Annotated in this window: 13 protein-coding genes and 2 pseudogenes; 10 read left to right on the top strand and 5 right to left on the bottom strand. The window is 62.0% G+C overall.

Translation table 11 applies throughout. From position 1 onward, the window contains the following. The first annotated feature begins 129 nt into the window (after positions 1–129). The 3 genes from B586_RS11560 to B586_RS11570 all read left to right on the top strand — a co-directional run bounded on the left by B586_RS11560 (position 130) and on the right by B586_RS11570 (position 4161). Entirely contained in the window at positions 130–2136 is a 2007-nt protein-coding gene (locus tag B586_RS11560) for a sensor domain-containing protein (RefSeq protein ID WP_082607596.1), read from the top strand. A 151-nt stretch (positions 2137–2287) separates the two neighbouring features. Further along, complete coding sequence (locus B586_RS11565) at positions 2288–2602, top strand: DUF2563 family protein (RefSeq protein ID WP_054879881.1); 315 nt, start codon at positions 2288–2290, stop codon at positions 2600–2602. Beyond that, positions 2584–4161: a putative alpha/beta hydrolase gene (locus tag B586_RS11570; RefSeq protein WP_054879880.1), complete on the top strand. Its 1578-nt coding sequence runs from the start codon at positions 2584–2586 to the stop codon at positions 4159–4161. Before B586_RS11565 ends, B586_RS11570 begins: the two co-directional genes overlap by 19 nt. A gap of 16 nt (positions 4162–4177) precedes the next feature. Here the strand turns inward: B586_RS11570 and B586_RS11575 are convergent, their stop codons facing one another. Then, positions 4178–4456, bottom strand: a complete 279-nt coding sequence (locus B586_RS11575) for a hypothetical protein (protein ID WP_156406761.1) — start codon at positions 4454–4456, stop codon at positions 4178–4180. A 32-nt stretch (positions 4457–4488) separates the two neighbouring features. Here B586_RS11575 and B586_RS11580 point away from each other — a divergent pair, with 32 nt between their 5' ends. The 5 genes from B586_RS11580 to B586_RS11600 all read left to right on the top strand — a co-directional run bounded on the left by B586_RS11580 (position 4489) and on the right by B586_RS11600 (position 10146). Next, positions 4489–4749, top strand: a complete 261-nt coding sequence (locus tag B586_RS11580; RefSeq protein ID WP_054879878.1) for a hypothetical protein — start codon at positions 4489–4491, stop codon at positions 4747–4749. 217 nt (positions 4750–4966) lie between these two features. Then, a complete protein-coding gene (locus tag B586_RS11585) occupies positions 4967–5923 on the top strand; it encodes a hypothetical protein (protein WP_236971274.1) in 957 nt (318 codons plus the stop codon). A gap of 510 nt (positions 5924–6433) precedes the next feature. After that, positions 6434–6889 carry a hypothetical protein gene (locus tag B586_RS11590; RefSeq protein WP_054879877.1) on the top strand — a complete coding sequence of 152 codons (456 nt, stop codon included), beginning with the start codon at positions 6434–6436 and terminating at the stop codon, positions 6887–6889. A 1367-nt stretch (positions 6890–8256) separates the two neighbouring features. Continuing rightward, entirely contained in the window at positions 8257–9066 is an 810-nt protein-coding gene (locus tag B586_RS11595; protein ID WP_082607598.1) for a DUF5631 domain-containing protein, read from the top strand. 117 nt (positions 9067–9183) lie between these two features. Continuing rightward, entirely contained in the window at positions 9184–10146 is a 963-nt protein-coding gene (locus tag B586_RS11600; protein ID WP_054879876.1) for a hypothetical protein, read from the top strand. 239 nt (positions 10147–10385) lie between these two features. Here the strand turns inward: B586_RS11600 and B586_RS11605 are convergent, their stop codons facing one another. After that, on the bottom strand, positions 10386–11519 hold the full coding sequence (locus B586_RS11605) for a M24 family metallopeptidase (RefSeq protein ID WP_054879875.1): 1134 nt from the start codon (positions 11517–11519) through the stop codon (positions 10386–10388). 21 nt (positions 11520–11540) lie between these two features. On the opposite strand from B586_RS11605, the pseudogene B586_RS22915 reads away from it, so the two are divergent. After that, positions 11541–12077: pseudogene (locus B586_RS22915) on the top strand (5'-3' exonuclease); the annotation flags it as partial. A gap of 51 nt (positions 12078–12128) precedes the next feature. Further along, a pseudogene (locus B586_RS22920) lies at positions 12129–12494 on the top strand (5'-3' exonuclease H3TH domain-containing protein); the annotation flags it as partial. An 11-nt stretch (positions 12495–12505) separates the two neighbouring features. On the opposite strand, the gene B586_RS11615 reads toward B586_RS22920, so the two are convergent. The 3 genes from B586_RS11615 to tatC all read right to left on the bottom strand — a co-directional run bounded on the left by B586_RS11615 (position 12506) and on the right by tatC (position 16982). Further along, positions 12506–13255 (bottom strand): DUF4333 domain-containing protein, encoded by a 750-nt coding sequence (locus tag B586_RS11615; RefSeq protein ID WP_047316433.1) that lies wholly within the window; start codon positions 13253–13255, stop codon positions 12506–12508. Between the two features lie 74 nt (positions 13256–13329). Further along, positions 13330–16083, bottom strand: coding sequence for a DEAD/DEAH box helicase (locus B586_RS11620; RefSeq protein ID WP_054880943.1), 2754 nt, complete (start codon positions 16081–16083; stop codon positions 13330–13332). 2 nt (positions 16084–16085) lie between these two features. Then, entirely contained in the window at positions 16086–16982 is an 897-nt protein-coding gene (gene tatC / locus B586_RS11625) for a twin-arginine translocase subunit TatC (protein WP_082607599.1), read from the bottom strand. Positions 16983–16998 lie beyond the last annotated feature (16 nt).

Genomic DNA, 16998 nt, shown 5'->3' on the forward strand with positions numbered 1-16998 from the left:
CGTGTACGATCTCGTAACTGAGCCTGCTTAGGCAGGGACTACTCGGTGATGTCACAGCATCGAGCGAACAGGGTGGCGGGGGCTTGGACGTAGCGCGCAAATCATGTCGGTGCGAGAATCCGCCCGCACATGCCTGATTTTCCGGATGAAGGTCATTGCTGTACAGGCCATCTTGTCGAACAGTGTTATCGACAACTGCTCGACCATTACCCCGAGATAGTCTGTGTCCACCAAGACGACCGGTGGGTATATATGAACCCGGCCGGGGTCACATTGCTAGGTGGGACGTCGGAAGCGCAGTTCCTCGGCCGCCCGGTCACCGAATTCGTGCACTCCGACTCAGTTCCGGCGATGTTGGCCCGCATTGGCTCTCTTCGCCACATTGGGGACACCACCAACTCCGCTGAGGCAACCATGCTGCGCTTGGATGGCGCTTCACTCTCCGTGCAATCGGTCTCCGTGCTCACAGTCTGGGAGGGTAAGCCGGCCCACCAGGTGATCCTTCGTGACCTGAGCGCCCATAAAGCGGCCGAGGAGACGCAACGATACCGGCAACTGATTGACCACTGCCCCGATTTGATCTGTGTGCACCAAGGCGGCCGATGGGTATATATGAACCCGGCCGGGGTCAGGTCGCTAGGTGGGACGTCGGAAGCGCAGTTCCTCGGCCGCCCGATCACCGAATTCGTGCATTCCGACTCGATTCCGGCGGTGTTGGACCGCATCGCGTCGTTGCGCCACATCGGGGACGCTTCCAGCCCGGCTGAGCTGGTGATGCTGCGCTTGGATGCTACTCCGCTTTGCGTGGAATCGGTCTCCGTACGCACCATGTGGGAGGGCAATCCGGCCTATCAGGTGATCCTTCGTGACCTGAGCGCCCAAAAAGCGGCCGATGCCACACTGCGCTTTCAGGCCGCTCTGGTCGACCATGTCAGCGACGCGGTGATAGCCACCACATTCGACGGCATCGTGACGAGCTGGAATCCCGCCGCAGAGGTCATCTATCGCCGGTCCGCGGCAGAAGCGCTGGGGCTGCCAGTCCGCGAGGCTGTCGGCGCGCCGCTTGACCCCCTTGCGGTCGTCGTTAACGGCGGTCTGTTGGATACCACCCACCACAGATCAGATGGAGCTGCCTTGGCCGTCCGGGTATCAGTGACCGCAATGGACAAGGGTTTTGTGCTGTTGTGCAGCGACCAAACAGCGCGGCGCCGAGCCGAACAGCACTTCCAAACCGTCGTGGCCTCCCTAGAGGAGGGGGTAATGATCGTGGGCAGCGACGGCCGCGTTGGTTCGGTGAACCCGGCGGCCCAGCGTGTGCTGGGCATCGACGATCGAGACCTTGTGGATAAGCATTTCACTTGTGCTGCAACGTTTCCCCGCTGCGAATCCGACGATCAAGCGATCGACTGCGGGCAGCGCGAGCTTTGCACCGTTATTCGGTTGCGTGAGCCTCAAACCGGCCACGTGTTCAGTTTTGATCGCCGCGCCGATGGCCAGCGGCGATGGCTGTCGGCGAACTCCAGACTGCTCAATCCGGAAGACCCCCATGATTCGGCGATGCTCATCTCGTTGACGGACATAACCGCCCAACACATGGCCCGCGAGCAGCTTGCCCACGACGCTACCCATGATGCGCTGACGGGGCTGCCCAACCGTGCGCACATCGTCGGCCGCATCGACGACCACCTCGGCTCAACCGGCACAGATACATTGGGCGCGGTGTTGTTCATCGACTTGGACAACTTCAAGCCCATTAATGACTCGCTAGGCCATCACGTCGGCGACCAGGTGCTGCAGGGAGCAGCTAAACGCCTAAGCGTCGCGTTACGTTCGTCAGATGTCGTGGGCCGGCTAGGTGGCGACGAGTTCGTCGCTTTAATCCTGGGCCGGATCACTGCTATTAAGCTCGACGAAGTCGCCAAAAGGATCCAGACGGCGTTGGCCGAGCCGATGCGTATCGCCGATGACGCGATCGCCTTACGCGCGAGCATCGGCATTGTGATGGTCGACGATGAGGACCACCGCGACGGAAGCCAAATTCTGTGCGACGCCGACATCGCGATGTACCAAGCGAAGGCCTCAGGTGGGGGTACCAGCTGCTACTTCACCGAAGCGTTCCGCCACAAGACCGCCTGATCCTACGGCCGTCGGCGGATCTCACTAGTCCTTGCCGAAAAGGATTGAGCGACCTAGCCGCGCCCGCAGCTGAATTGACCACCAACAACGCTGTGGCTAGCTTCACCAACAGGCACGATCTCGGAACCTTGACAGCTCGGAAAGGACAACGATGTTCGTCGATACCGGACTGTTGCATTCGGGAGCCAACGTGTCGCACCGCGCCAGTGACCACGCACACGTCGGGGCCGATCACCTCTCACGGGCACCACTGTTATCGGGGATGTTCGGCGACTTCGCGGTAGCTGAGGCGTTTCACGACGCCATTGGTGCGGCGTGCGCTCGACACGCGAGAAGCTTGCAGGCCCACCGGGAGACGCTTGCCACCATCGCCAGCAAGGCACAGATGGCAGCCGCCGAGTTCACCGACATGGATGACCGCAATGCCACAAGGCTGCAGGCGGTGCAATGCGGCTCGAACACATAAGCATCCCGCTGCTGATCGCCGAAGCCGGCGGCGATCCTTGGGCAATCAATAACAGTCTTCAATGTGGTCGCCCAGCCCAGATTTCCGATCTGGCCGAGGCGTTTCACCGTGCAGGGCGTTGCACCGCCGAGGCCAACACCGCATTCGCCGAAGCGCGTCGTCGCTTTGAGGCGTCGTGGAATAGAGAGACCGGCGATCACCCCATCAACGATGGGGACGAAGTGCAACGCGCCGCCCAGTCGCTCGGCGTTCAGAGCGCACAACTGCCCAAGGTCAGCGTCGACTTGGAGACAATCGCGGCTGCGTTGGCTGCCACGCAACGCATCTGTGGGCAAGTCATCTCGACTTTAGAAACACAGCTAAAGCAGATCGACAACGAACTTGGTGATGCACTGGATCTTGAGAGAGATGTACGCCTCACCGACGATGACAAATCTGCACTCGCCCAACTGATCTCTGCTATGGAGCATCAAGCCGTTGACGACACCAAGGCCACCCTGGGTCGCGTCCAGTCAATACGCGGCGGCTACTCGGACCAATTACAGAAACTGCTGACGACCCTACGCACCGACGGATGCGACCCAGCAACGATCCAGGGACTTGACTCGCCGGGAACCCCGACGAAGGCCGAACCTGAAGCCAAGCGAAGTCAGAACCAAATCGAGGCATTCACACGAGTTTTCGGTAGACGACCAAGTTCGACGTCGGACTGGAAAACAGCCGCTGCCCTCGATCCGCACAGCTACGACCCCAAAAACGGTGGTGTGCAGCCTAATATCGTCCTTGGTCGAATCAAGCCGGTACCCGGACAGGGCGTGGTGCGGACAAACCTTTTCATCCCGGGCCGCGCGGTATGGGACCCCCAGCTCGACTTCCCGCCAGTGCACGATAACCTCGGTGACAACCGAGGTTTCTCACCCACGGCTGATCCTGAGGCATCGAGGGTCGCAATATATGTCGATTACGAAAACGGCATCATCGTTGCCCGGCAAAACCCATCAATCGACGAGAACATCGGTCAGATTCGAGCCGGGACGCCCACTGTGTCTGCCGTGCAGCAAAGTAAAGGCTCCGTTCTGATCAAGTACAGCGCGGCCGACCCGTTCTCACCTGGCGGTGAAGGACTAGCCAAGGCGATCTCGTTTGATGTGAACGGCACCATCGCCATCGAACCGACTGCGGGAGGCCCACGCGTGGGTGGGACCGCGACGAATTTCCCAGCGCTCGAGATCTACAGCGAGCGGCCCGGTGCGCCAACGACAACGCTTGTACAGGCGTGGCCTCTCTTCAAAGACGACGCGTTAGGGCCCGCAGCGGGATTGTGGTGGCACAAACCCATCGGAGATCGGGCCGTTGAACTGCACTTCAATGACTTGTATCCGGCTCCGAGGATTCCGGCCCTGCCCGGTTCCGCGCATGCCCCCATGGCGGCCATAACCATCGCTCCGCCACTTGTTGCGAGTCCACCCGGCACCTATCCCCTGGGGCCCGTCGATCATCCGCCGCAAATAGGCCTGCATGATCCGGTTGTCAAGCTGCCGCTATTGCCGCCCAAATAAGTGACGTTAGCGAGGTTCACATGAAAGAGTCGATCGACTGGATACGAGCCGCCTTTACTGGAGCAATATCTGGAGGAATATTGTGGGCGGTCATGGCAAAGGTGATATCGGTTATCACGCACGAACATTTTCCAGCTCCATACTCCTTTACCTTCATTTCTTGGGTATCGCTATGCGTTCTCATCGTTGGCCTTGTCCTGTATTTCTGCTCGAGGACTTCCCTTTGGCGCAGCACAGCGATCGGAATTATTCTCGCACCGCTTACCGGATGGTCGATCTTGCTCTTCTGTCTCATAGCCATCGTTCTCCCTTCTCAGGCCCGCTGATATGACGTCGCCCAATCCCGAAGGCCCCTTCGACTATGCGCGCAAACGGCCGGTTCAGCTCCTGGCCGGCCTGTTTGTCGGCGTGTTATCGACGCTGCTCACGTTCGGCTACCTCTGGTTCTTCGCGCCCATCTGCCCCCTTATGCTTTGTGGAGTAACAATGGCATTCCAACGTGCAACTGCATTCTCGATGGGCGCCTACGCTGCATTCTTTGGCGTGTTTGTCTTTGTCGCACTGCTCAGTGTGCTGTATTGGGTGTAGGGCGCGAGTTGAGGCGGGCTGCCGCAGGCATACGGCTCCTCGAGCCAGTCTCTGCCCGACAGGGCTGAATTACCGCAATCGCCAATCGGCGATACCATCAGCCGATGTCGGATACGCCCTCGGCTGGAGTTAGTCCTGCGTCAGCTGTCGCTGGCGTGCCCTGTGCGCTGCCGCCGACACAACCGTGCTGGTCAGCCACCTTGCCAGCGAGGCCATAGTGAGCGGCGACGACGAGCTGAAAATCATCCTTGACCAGCTTGCGCAGCTGGCTGGGTTGCCACCGCCGCCAGTGATCATGCCTGATGCCCTAGCCACAGGGCGCTCAAACATCAGCCAGCTGCTGAGGGCGCTTGGCGGAGCAGCAAACGGCGGCGATCCCGCTGACAATGCCGACTCGCAGACCGGACATGCCGAACGCGGAGCAAAGATCGGCGACGCACTGACCAAATTCCCAGCCAATGAGGATCAATCAGCCGCGCAGTTGGCCGGCGTCGGCAATCAAAGCCAGATGGCCGAGATGCTGCAACAGATGCCGCAGATGGCCTCGGGCGTCGCCGGTGGAATCGCTGGTGCACTCGGTGGTGCACTGCAACCACTGAGCCAGATCCCGCAGCAGGTCGCCCAGGCGGGCCAACAGGCCATGCAGATGGGAATGGGTCTGCTGCAGCAAAGTGCCAGTGCCGCCACAGAAACCGGCATGGCGACACCCGGTGAACTGCTGGGCGCCGAAGGTGGGCTTGACAGTGGCGTGGGTGAGCTCGGCGAGGCTGGTGGTGGTAGCGGAGGTCTCAGCACCACCACACCGACCGCGATGCTCGGGCCGCTGCCGGCTCCGTCGGCTGGAACCGTCCCTGCCTCGTCGCCTACCGCGTCACCTGTGCCGCCGACCGCACCGGAACCGACGACAGGGCCAAGGGGCGGTATGGGTGCGATGCCGATGGTGCCGCCGGGTGCGATGCATGGTGCCGCGGGCACGGGAAGTGACGTCAAGCCCGACACCAAACGCATCGTCGCGCCGACAGTGAAGAACGGCGCCCCGGTGCAGGGCCGTATCACCACGCCGCCTCCTACAGCAGAGGTGATCAAACGCGTTGACGGCAAACCGATTACGACGAGACGCATCCTCCTGCCCGATCAGAAACGCGACGATGACGGAGCTGACTCAAGCCGTTAATTGCAGTCCTGACGTGAACGCAAAATCGTGGTGCATAAAGTTATGCTAGCCATCTTCCCGAGAACTCTGGTAAAGCGCCGGGAATCTGGCTAGCATATCAGGCCAGACACAATCATTGATATTATCAATAGAGACTGATATAAAATCAGCCAGATGCGCTTAATAGCTTTTTCGGTATAGCATGTCGATTACGGTGTTTATCGACATAATACCGACTAGGGATGCTGAAGCCACCACTCATAGAGGTCACACCGTCAATGACTGGAAGTCGCATACGATATCGACATGACGCAAGAATCATGAATAACTCCCGCTTTGCAAATCTAGATCATTCTCGCCAGAGCCTGCTAAGCGACTTCAGACAGCGCACCGAGGTTCAAACGATGGAGGGTGACTACCGCAATTGCGAGTGGGCGATACGATCAGCCCGTGTCGGATTTGCCCCTGCCCCCAACTGCGCCGTCTGCCTCGTCGCCCGCGATGTCACCCACGCCGCGACGACAATGGCCGATGTTCGCGGTCCTGACGGTCGCCCTGTTGGCGACGCTCAGCGTCGCCATCTTCGGCTGGTTTCAGCCTTTGCCCAACAACAAACCGCCCCCACCACCTACCTACACCGACCAACAAGTCGCCGACGCAAAGACTAAGGTATGTGCCACGTACGACAAGGTACATCACGCCGTCCTCGCCAACACAGGTCGAAGCGGAGGTAGCGACCCTACTGCAACTCTCGCTGTAGCTGCGAACGCGCGGATCGCACTGTACGACGGCGGCGAATATCTGGTGAAAACGTTGACGCAGGAGCCCGCCACCCCAGCTGACCTCGCGGCGGCAACGCGAGCGCTTGCGAGCGCATATCAAGAGCTCGCAATTGGCTACCTGGCTGAAGCAACCGATCCCGAAATTGAATCATCATTTCATGCCGTTGAGACTACTGGTTCGAAAGTCAGCAGGATGTGCAAGTGATATTCCCTCCCGGCGAATGGTCGCTTTTACTTGTCGGTGATCAATGGCCCGACGACCATGACTTGATCACACTATTGCACAGCAAGGCCAATCGTGGATTGATCGAGGCCGGCTTTTCCCATTTTGGGGACGTACTGCACGCCGCACACACCGGTCCGCTTACCGGGCAGCAGGGCCATACGGCCGATGATCTCCGCAGCACCTTCCGCCAGGGCGAGAATCAGGCCCGGCGGGTGGCCGAGAAGAACGGAATCAAGGCGAGCGCTTACGGTACCGCCTACGACAGCATGTTAAACCTCCAGCAGGATTTGAACGGTTTGGCCGAGGAGGGCAATAAAGAAATTAAAGAGATCCAAGGTTCGGAACAGCCCTTTGAAACCAAAGTGTCACAGATTGTCGCCGTGGTACATCAGCATCGAGCGCTGTCTAGTCTGGCCGCGGCAAAGTACGGCGGCAACGTGCTCGATGCGATGCAGAGGATCCTCGACGTCGAAGCAACGGGGCAGTCGGCCCGACAATTCGCCCTAACCCAAGGAATCGACCCAGGAGACATATTCCGACAACCAGATCGACAAGAGGAAATCGAGGATCAGGTACGAAGGGTGCTCGGCAGTCCCGATTCAGCGCAAGCTTTCCGGTCGGGGGGCAAAGCGCCTATAGGACTCCAGCCCGCGCCTGATCAGACTGCGCCCCCTCAAACGGCAGCAAGTGAACCGGCGGTTTTGCGTGCGGGCCAACTACCAACACCAGTCCAATCTGCAACTGCTGCAACGCCGGCCCCTCAAACGGGACCCGTGCTACCGCAAGCATATTTGCAGGGCGGCCAGGTGCTACCAGGCCCTAATTCTGCCCGAACTGTTCCCGTCCCGCCGCCGCCACCCGGATCGACGTTCTCTACCACCTCGCCGACGCGAGCCTCGGGGCTAGTTAACGCTGGCGCTGCTCCTCCTGGTACGCCGTCTCTAGCCAGCGCACCGGTCACGCCAACAAGCCCAACCCAAAGCTTCACCCCGACCGAACTGATGCACAGCTTCGACAAGGGCATGCAAGCCGGCGGGCCGCTCTCGACAACCGCCAACGCGATACCGCCGGCCCCGATGTCACCGACGCAGCCACAAACGCCGCTGCCGCTACCGACGACGCAGGCCACAGCAGCCCAAGTCCACACACCGGTCTTTGATACTCCGCCGCCAGCGCAGCATGTACCTGTCCCCGAGGCACCACCATCACCCGTGATGGCAGCGCCACCCACCCCAGCCGGTCCGACAGCTACACCCCCACCCGCGGGTCCGTTACCGGCTTACGCCTCCGATCTGAGACCTACGACCTCAGCGGCCACCACACCGGCTGCGACGCCGAGCCCACCAATGTCCGCGGCACCCGGTTCGGCGCCGGTGCATCCGTCGGCCGGGCAGGCCGGCACCGGTCAACCCGCGGTGGTGCGGCAAACCCCACCTCCCAAACCCACGCCAGCACCGTCGAGCCTGGGTGCCCAAACCGTCGCCGCCACCGCCACCGGGGCCGTGGCCGGGGCTGCCTCGGCCGACGCCACCGCGCGGGCACGTCTGCAGCGGCTAATCAACGCGGTGGCCCGCCAACAACCTCGGCTGGCCTGGGCAGCCGGAGACCGCGCCGATAACACCACCGTGCTGGTCACCGATCTAGCCAGCGGCTGGATCCCACCGGGCATCGACCTCCCGGCAGCTGTCACGCTGCTGCAGCCAGCGCGACGGCGCGGCAACCTGGAAGCACTGCTCGGCGAAGTCAGCGTCACCGCTGCCTACACGCCGATCCACCACGTTCCCGACGAGCACGAGCCGGTCCCCACATCGCCCCAGCCTCGGCGGGCACCCGACATCGACGAACTGGGCTGGCAGCTCGGCCAAGCCACCCAGTGGCGCGACGGACTACCCCGGCTGGCCCACACATTGGCTAAAGCCGCTTCCACCGGTACCGGAGTGCTGGACTCCGAAGTTGAACTCCTGCACCAGCATCTGGCCACCATCAGCGCCCGTGTTCTCGATTCCTATCCCGAGAACGTGGATGCCAACGAGGTCGGCAACTGGCAACTGCTGGCCGCCATCGACGCCCTAGTCGCCGGTGACAAGACCGCCGCCAATTACCATCTCGCTTGGTTCGAGGCCTGCGGCACCGCTACCGGGCACGCCCCGAACTGAGTCAGTTCTTTTGGCTAGCGAACGCATGCCGCCCTACATACCGTTAAGCTGTGACGCAAGAGCTAGGGAGAACCGAGGCTGCGTATCCAATATCGTCAATACGCCGGTTGGGGAAGCATGAGCGTTAACATCGCTAGCTTTTATCACGATCCACTCATATTTCTTGATGAGTTTCCAGTTGACCGCACTGGCGGCACGCTAAAGATCTTTCATGATCGCTTTGATCGGGAGGTCCTGCGAGAAACTCTGACTGGTGGACTGGAGGTATCCGCGTCCGTGGAAGGAGAATTCAAATTTGATTTCAGCGCAGTATCTGGTTGTGCGGTTACTACGAGCGATCTCGCAGACTTGGCCGTATCTGAAACGAAGGTCCGTCGCACTCTTTTTATGAACGCTTATCTCGCATTTTTTTATACACGCGCACTTATCGCCGAAGACCAAAGCTTCGAGCGAATGATAGTAACACCCGAGCTGATGATTACAAACGATGGTAGCGGAATGAGTCCCAGCACCGCGCGTATTGCCTTATCACGCTTCCCGCAGTTGTGCAGCCAATTGACGGATAGAGCGAATTCCATGAGAGTAGGACCCATCGGCGTAGGAGTAGCGCAACAAGCGGCGGCTGACCTATCGGCATTGATTCAAAATCACCCCAAGGATGACGATTGCGTCTTACTCGTGGATCTTTATCTTCGCGCAAGTAAAGCGTATCAAGACTACAATTACAGCCTCAGTGTGATCACCTATTGGACTATCATTGAGCGATTACTCAATGATTTGTGGACGAAAATGCTGCAAGAAGAATCTATCACCGGAAAGCGACGGAAACGGCTGGAGCCCGGGACCGCTTATACGGCAGCTGTTATGACCGAGGTGTTGGTGTTCAATGATTATATCCCTAGAGGAATTTGCGATGATATCGCTGACGTCAGAAAATGCCGAAATGATTGGGTGCATAAGTTAAAGGCGGTTAATAGGGAGAACGCAGTGCTAGCCAACTCCGTGTGCGAACAGATGTTGAAGCTGACGAAGAACCTGACTTTGAAAGCCCGTGGCGTGCAAGTCCTTCGTGGCATTTGAGGCAGTCCGCGCTAGGGGCAAAGATCTGAACGGGGCGCGCGTGACGGAGCAAGAACAACTCGAAGCAACTGAACCAGTTGAAGCCCTTGATATTTCGATGATCGCTGCCAGAATCCCTGCCACGGAAAAGTAGCGTGGGAGATGACCCCGCGATGATACTGGATGCTGTGCGCGGGATCCGGCCGCATACGAACGCGCACCGATCTCCATGGTGGTCACGCCGTGCATCGCAGGTACCGTTAGCTGACGCCGACTGGCACCACGATCAATTCGTGCGGCCGATTGTTAACCGAGAACGCACCATCCTCGGTCACGACGACGATGTCTTCGATTCGGGCGCCCCAACGACCCGGGAAATAGATGCCCGGCTCAACTGAAAAGGCCATGCCAGCAGCCAACGGCAGATCGTTGCCGGCAACGATATACGGCTCTTCATGGACCGACAGCCCGATACCGTGCCCAGTGCGGTGCACAAAATACTCCGCGAGTCCAACCTCGGCCAATACATCGCGAGCGGCCGCGTCGACCTGTTCGGCGGTCACACCTGGACGGACCGCCTCAAACGCCGCGCGCTGGGCCCGTTGCAGGACCGAATACTGTTGCACTACATCGTCGTTGGGCTCGCCGATGCTGTACGTCCGGGTCGAGTCGGAATGATATCCAGGCGCATAGGCACCCCCGATGTCAACCACGACGATGTCCCCGACCCGCAGTTCACGATCCGAGTATTCGTGATGCGGGTCGGCGCCGTGCGGGCCGGATCCAACAATTACGAACGCGACCTCCGAATGCCCCTCGGCGACAATCGCTTCGGCGATGTCGGCGGCTACCTCGGCCTCGGTTCGGCCCGGGACCAAAAACTCCGGCACCCGGGCATGCACCCGATCGATGGCCGCACCCGCTTTGCGTAGTGCGTCGACCTCGGCCGCCTCCTTGATCATCCGCAGCCCGCGCAGAATGTCAGTAGCCAGTACCGGCAGCACGTCGAGCACACAGGTCAGCGGCAACAGGTGCAGCGCCGGCATGGAATCGGTAACGGCGGTCGCCGCAGGCGCGCCGCCCAAGGCGTCGCTCACTAACTGATACGGGTCCTCGCCATCGACCCAATCCCGCACCGCCAGGCCAAGTTCCATCACCGCTGACGCGTGTAGCGAGGCCCGCTCTAGCCTCGGCACCACGACCGTAGGCTCGCCGGCAGCAGGCAGGACCAACGCGGTGAATCGCTCGAACGTCTGCGCCCGCGAACCGACTAGATAACGCAGGTCGTAGCCCGGGCTGATGACCAAACCGGTCAGCCCGGCCGCGGCGGTCGCGGCGGTGGCCGCAGCCAGCCGCCTGGCATACACCTCGGCGTCGAATCGGTGAGAATCCATGGCGCTGGCAGGATAGCCGGCATGCCCGCACCCTTGCTACTGCTCGACGGCGCCAGCATGTGGTTCCGCTCCTACTTCGGGGTGCCGTCATCCATCACCGCTCCCGACGGCCGGCCGGTCAACGCCGTGCGTGGATTCATCGACTCGATGGCGGTGGTGATCACCCAGCAGCGACCCAGCCGGCTGGTGGTCTGCCTCGACCTGGATTGGCGACCGCAATTCCGCGTCGCCCTCATCCCGTCGTATAAGGCCCACCGTGTAGCAGCAGAAATCAGTAGCCAGCCCGACATCGAAGAAGTGCCCGACGACCTGACACCGCAGGTGGACATGATCTTGGCGCTGCTGGAGGCGTTCGGGATCCCGACGGCGGGCGCACCGGGTTTCGAGGCTGACGACGTGCTGGGCACCCTGGCGGCTCGGGAACGCAGAGATCCGGTCGTGGTGGTCAGCGGCGACCGCGACTTGCTGCAGTTGGTAGCCGACGACCCCGTCTGCGTCCGAGTGCTATACCTCGGCCGCGGATTGTCCAAAGCCACCTTGTACGGGCCCGCCGAGGTGGCCGAACGGTTTTGTGTGCCGGCGGATCGCGCCGGCACCGCGTACGCCGAACTCGCACTCTTACGCGGCGATCCGTCTGACGGCTTGCCGGGTGTTCCCGGTGTCGGCGAGAAAACGGCCGCTACCCTGCTGGCTCGGCACGGCTCGCTGGCTCAAATCCTGGCCGCCGCCCATGACCAGGCATCGGGGATGGCCAAGGGATTGCGGACGAAACTGCTGACCGCGGCGTCCTACATCCAGGCCGCAGAACAAGTGGTACGGGTAGCCACTGACGCACCCGTCACGCTGTCCACGCCCACGGATGCGCTACCGCTGGTCGCCGCCAACCCGGCACGCACCGCCGAGCTGGCGACTCAACTGGGCGTCGGATCATCCATCGCACGGCTGCAGAAAGCACTCGACACGCTGCCCGCGTGACGAGAGTCAGCCTATTGCGGTCGGCCGACCTCGTAGGTGCCCTTGTCGTCCTGGAAAGTCACCGTCACCCGCTTCTGCGCGCCATCGATGCTGACGCTGCAGTCGAAGGTGCCGCCCTTCTTGACGGTAGGGTCGGCGCCGTTGTTGCACTTGACGTCTTTGACGTTCCTCGCACCGTAGCCGTTGGTCTCATCGGTAAGGATCTGCTGCACACCGGTCTGAGCCTTGTTGACGTCCAACTTGGTGGTGACCAACCACGCTGGCCACAAAAAGCCGGTGACCAAGATGGCAGCGAGGATCAGCACGCCAATCACGCCAGCGATGCCGCCGATCAGGGCAACAGAACCCTTCGTGCCCGGTTGTTCATAAGGCTGGAACTGCTGCGGGTACTGGCCAGGCGGGCCGTATTGACCTGGCTGGCCGTACTGGCCAGGTGGCGGCGGGTACTGGCCATACTGGCCGGGTTGTGCGTATTGACCGGGCGCACCGAACCCAGGCGGCTGGGCGCCGAAGTGCGCAGGCTGCCCATAGCCGGGCGCAGCCGGTGGATATTGATGCGGGTAGGCGGGCTCAGTCGGCTGCTGGTACTGGGGGTACTCGGGGGGCGTGTACGCCGGCGGATGCCAGGCCGCCTCCTGAGTGGGTGGCTGCTGTTGCCAGGGTGACGCCGCCTGGGTCGGCTGGTCCGAGGATTGGTTTTCCGCACCCTCGCCGGGCGGTTGCCACTGCGTACCCGGGTCCGATCCGTGCGGTTCGCTCATCGTTTCTCCTCAGTCCCTAGGGCCTTGTCTTGGTTCCTTGACACATCCGGGATGTACCGTAGCTCCGGCCCAGCCTACCCCGCGTCAACTGCGACGACGCCGCGCCGGACATCGTTGATTGCGCGCTTAGCTGTAGCCCGCAACTCAGGCTCGGGGGCGGCGTTGCGAAGTTGATCCAATAGGTCAAGCACCTGGCGGCACCAGCGCACAAAATCCCCCGCTGACAACGGTGAACCGTTGCCCGCCGCGTCGGCCGCGGCGAGCGCCGCCGCCAAATCACCGGTCCGAGCCCAGCGGTACATGACGCTGACAAACCCGTCGTCGGGTTCACGACTGGGCGCGATCCGGTGCCGTTGCTCATCGGCGCGCAAGGCCGCAGACAGCCTCGAAGTCTGCTGCAGCGCCTGGCGTAACCGTGGTGTGGGCGCCTCGGCGCCGACTGGGCCACCGGGGCCGTCACCGCCACGTGTTTCGTAGAGCACCGCCGAGACCACGGCCGCTAACTCCGCGGGCCGCAGGCCCGCCCACGCACCGGTCCGCAGGCATTCAGCGACCAACAGATCGCTTTCGCTGTAGATGCGGGCCAACAAACGACCGTCATCAGTGACTTGCGGATCAGCGGCCGGTCCGTGGATGAAGTCGCGTTCGGTAAGCAGCCCGACGATCCGATCAAAAGTCCGAGCCAACGAGTTGGTGGCTGCGGCCACCTTCCGCTGCAGCTGCGCGTTGTCACGTTCGATCCGCAAATAGCGCTCGGCCTGCCGTAACTGGTCCTCCACGCCGGGCGCGTTATGTGACCGATGACGACGCAGCTGCGCGCGCAACGACGCGAGCTCAGGATCGTGCAATGCACCATCCTGGTCACCGGCGCCGTCACGACGCGCGGCCGGAATCGTCAGTCCGGCAACGGCTGATCGCAACGCCGAGGCCAGATCACGACGAACCCGCGGCTGGCGGTGTTCGACCCGCTTGGGCAACGTCATCGACCCGACCGGCGCGGCCGCACCCGAATAGTCCGCCGAGGAAATCCGCCCCGCCCATCGGTGTTCGGTGAGCACCAACGGCCGCGGGTCGGAGCTGTCGCGGGCGGACTCTAGAACTACGGCCAGCCCACCACGCCTTCCATGCGTGATGGTGATGATGTCGCCGCGCCGCAACGACGCCAACGCATCGCTGGCCGCCTGTCGGCGCTGCAGCCGAGACGCGCGGGACTGCGCACGCTCCATCTCGGAGATCCGCGCCCGCAACCGGGCGTATTCGAGGATTGGCGCCTCTGCCCCGCCCAGCTCGGCGGCGATCTCACCAAGCAGCCGGGTGCCGCGCTCGATGCCTCGGACCAGGCCGACGACGGATCGATCGGCTTGGTACTGGGCAAACGACTGCTCCAGCAGCTCGTGCGCCTGCTCGGGACCCATCCGGTGCACCAAGTTGATCGTCATGTTGTACGACGGCGCAAACGAACTACGTAGCGGAAAAGTCCGGGTGGAGGCCAGGCCGGCCACCGCCGACGGTTCGCTGGTGTCTTCGCCGGGCTGCCAGATCACCACCGCATGACCCTCGACATCGATGCCGCGCCGGCCGGCGCGGCCGGTCAGCTGGGTGTACTCTCCCGGCGTCAGCGGCACGTGCTGTTCGCCGTTGAATTTCACCAGCCGCTCCAGCACCACCGTGCGCGCGGGCATATTGATGCCCAGCGCCAACGTCTCGGTGGCAAAAACCGCCTTCACCAGCCCCGCGGTGAACAACTCCTCGACGGTGTGTCGGAATGCCGGCAACATCCCGGCATGATGGGCCGCCAGGCCGCGCAGCAGCCCCTCCCGCCACTCGTAGTAGCCAAGCACCGCCAAGTCGGCGTCCGCGAGATCGCCGCACCGGTGGTCGATCACCTCCGCAATCTGGGCCCGCTCCTCCTCGCTGGTCAGCCGCAGCGGCGAGCGCAGGCACTGCTGAACTGCGGCGTCACAACCGGCCCGGGAGAACACAAACGTGATCGCCGGCAAGAGCCCTTCGGCGTCCAGGGTCGCGATCACCTCCGGGCGCGCGGGTGGCCGGTAGAAACGCGGCCTGGACGGACCTCCGCCACCGCGTCGCCGAGGCTGAAAGTCGGTCATCCGATCCGCCTCACGGCGATGCGCGATGTGACGCATCAGCTCCGGGTCAACGCGGGGGCCGCGAGAGTGGTCGACGTTGCTGTCGTAATCGAACAGGTCGAAGAGCCGCTTGCCCACCAAGACGTGTTGCCACAGTGGCACCGGCCGATGCTCGTCGACCACCACCGTCGTATCGCCGCGCACGGTCTGGATCCAGCCACCGAACTCTTCGGCGTTGCTCACCGTCGCCGACAGGCTGACCACTCGCACTTCGTCGGGCAGATGCAGGATCACTTCCTCCCATACCGGACCCCGCATCCGGTCGGCGAGAAAATGCACCTCATCCATCACCACGTGGGAAAGTCCTTGTAGCGCAGACGAATCAGCGTAAAGCATGTTGCGCAGCACTTCGGTGGTCATCACCACCACCGGCGCATCGCCGTTCACCGATTGGTCGCCGGTCAGCAGCCCGATCCGGTCTCGGCCGTAGCGCGCGGTGAGGTCGGTGTGCTTTTGGTTGCTTAGCGCCTTCAGCGGTGTGGTGTAGAAGCACTTGCCACCAGCCGCTAGCGCAAGGTGTACGGCGAATTCGCCGACCACGGTCTTGCCGGCGCCGGTCGGCGCGCAGACCAGCACACCGTGGCCGCGTTCGAGCGCTGCACACGCCCGCTGCTGAAAGTCGTCGAGCGAGAAGGACAGTTCCGCGGTGAACCGGGCCAGCTCGGCCAGGTCGGTCACGCTCATGTCACGTCGATCGGCGAAGGCGGCTCAATAATGGACGCTTCGTCGTCGGCGATTAACGCTTCACGCTTAGCTTTGCGCTTGTCATGCAACCGAGCTATCTGGATGGCCAGCTCAAGCAGCACGGTCAGCGCCGCCCCAAGCGCCGTCATCGAAAATGGGTCAGATCCAGGCGTGAATACCGCCGCAAATACAAACATCGCGAATATCAGACCGCGCCGCCACGACTTCAACCGCTGATAGGTCAGCAGGCCGGCAACGTTGAGCATGACGATCAGCAGCGGGAACTCAAAGCTGACCCCGAAAACCACCAGCAGATTCAACAGAAAGCCGAAATACCGGTCGCCGGAAAGCGCGGTCACTTGCACGTCGCTGCCGACCGTCAACAAGAAACCTAACGCTTTGGACAGCACCAAATAGGCCAGCACGGCACCGCCGGCAAACAGCACCGCGGCCGGGACCACGAACGCCACCGCGAAGCGGCGTTCCTTCATGTAGAGCCCTGGCGTGATGAACGCCCAGAGCTGGTAAAACCACACCGGGCAGGCCAGCACGATACCCGCGGTCATCCCGACCTTGAGTCGCAGCATGAATTGGTCGAACGGCGCTGTGGCCAACAGCCGGCACTGCCCGTCGGCGCTGATATCCGCTCGTGCCGATTGCGGCAGCGAACAGTACGGATGCCGTAACCACTCGCCGAGGCTCTCCAACCCGAAGAGGGAATGCGAGTACCAGATGAACCCGAAAATCGTGGTGACCACGATCGCGGCCAATGAGATCAGTAGCCGGGTCCGCAGCTCAGTCAGGTGGTCGACCAGCGACATCGTCGCGTCTGGATTGGTGCGACTGCGCCTGTGCTGCGGGTTGAGTCGTTTGAGTAGACCGCGGGCGCGCACGGTTTCAGGGCGTCGG

The sequence above is a fragment of the Mycobacterium haemophilum DSM 44634 genome, from assembly GCF_000340435.2.
Taxonomy (GTDB): domain Bacteria; phylum Actinomycetota; class Actinomycetes; order Mycobacteriales; family Mycobacteriaceae; genus Mycobacterium; species Mycobacterium haemophilum.

Coding starts and splice junctions, on each gene's coding strand:
- B586_RS11560 (WP_082607596.1), top strand. CDS start 130: ATGCCTGATTTTCCGGATGAAGGTCATTGCTGTACAGGCCATCTTGTC.
- B586_RS11565 (WP_054879881.1), top strand. CDS start 2,288: ATGTTCGTCGATACCGGACTGTTGCATTCGGGAGCCAACGTGTCGCAC.
- B586_RS11570 (WP_054879880.1), top strand. CDS start 2,584: ATGCGGCTCGAACACATAAGCATCCCGCTGCTGATCGCCGAAGCCGGC.
- B586_RS11575 (WP_156406761.1), bottom strand. CDS start 4,456: ATGAGACAGAAGAGCAAGATCGACCATCCGGTAAGCGGTGCGAGAATA.
- B586_RS11580 (WP_054879878.1), top strand. CDS start 4,489: ATGACGTCGCCCAATCCCGAAGGCCCCTTCGACTATGCGCGCAAACGG.
- B586_RS11590 (WP_054879877.1), top strand. CDS start 6,434: ATGTTCGCGGTCCTGACGGTCGCCCTGTTGGCGACGCTCAGCGTCGCC.
- B586_RS11595 (WP_082607598.1), top strand. CDS start 8,257: ATGTCCGCGGCACCCGGTTCGGCGCCGGTGCATCCGTCGGCCGGGCAG.
- B586_RS11600 (WP_054879876.1), top strand. CDS start 9,184: ATGAGCGTTAACATCGCTAGCTTTTATCACGATCCACTCATATTTCTT.
- B586_RS11605 (WP_054879875.1), bottom strand. CDS start 11,519: ATGGATTCTCACCGATTCGACGCCGAGGTGTATGCCAGGCGGCTGGCT.
- B586_RS11615 (WP_047316433.1), bottom strand. CDS start 13,255: ATGAGCGAACCGCACGGATCGGACCCGGGTACGCAGTGGCAACCGCCC.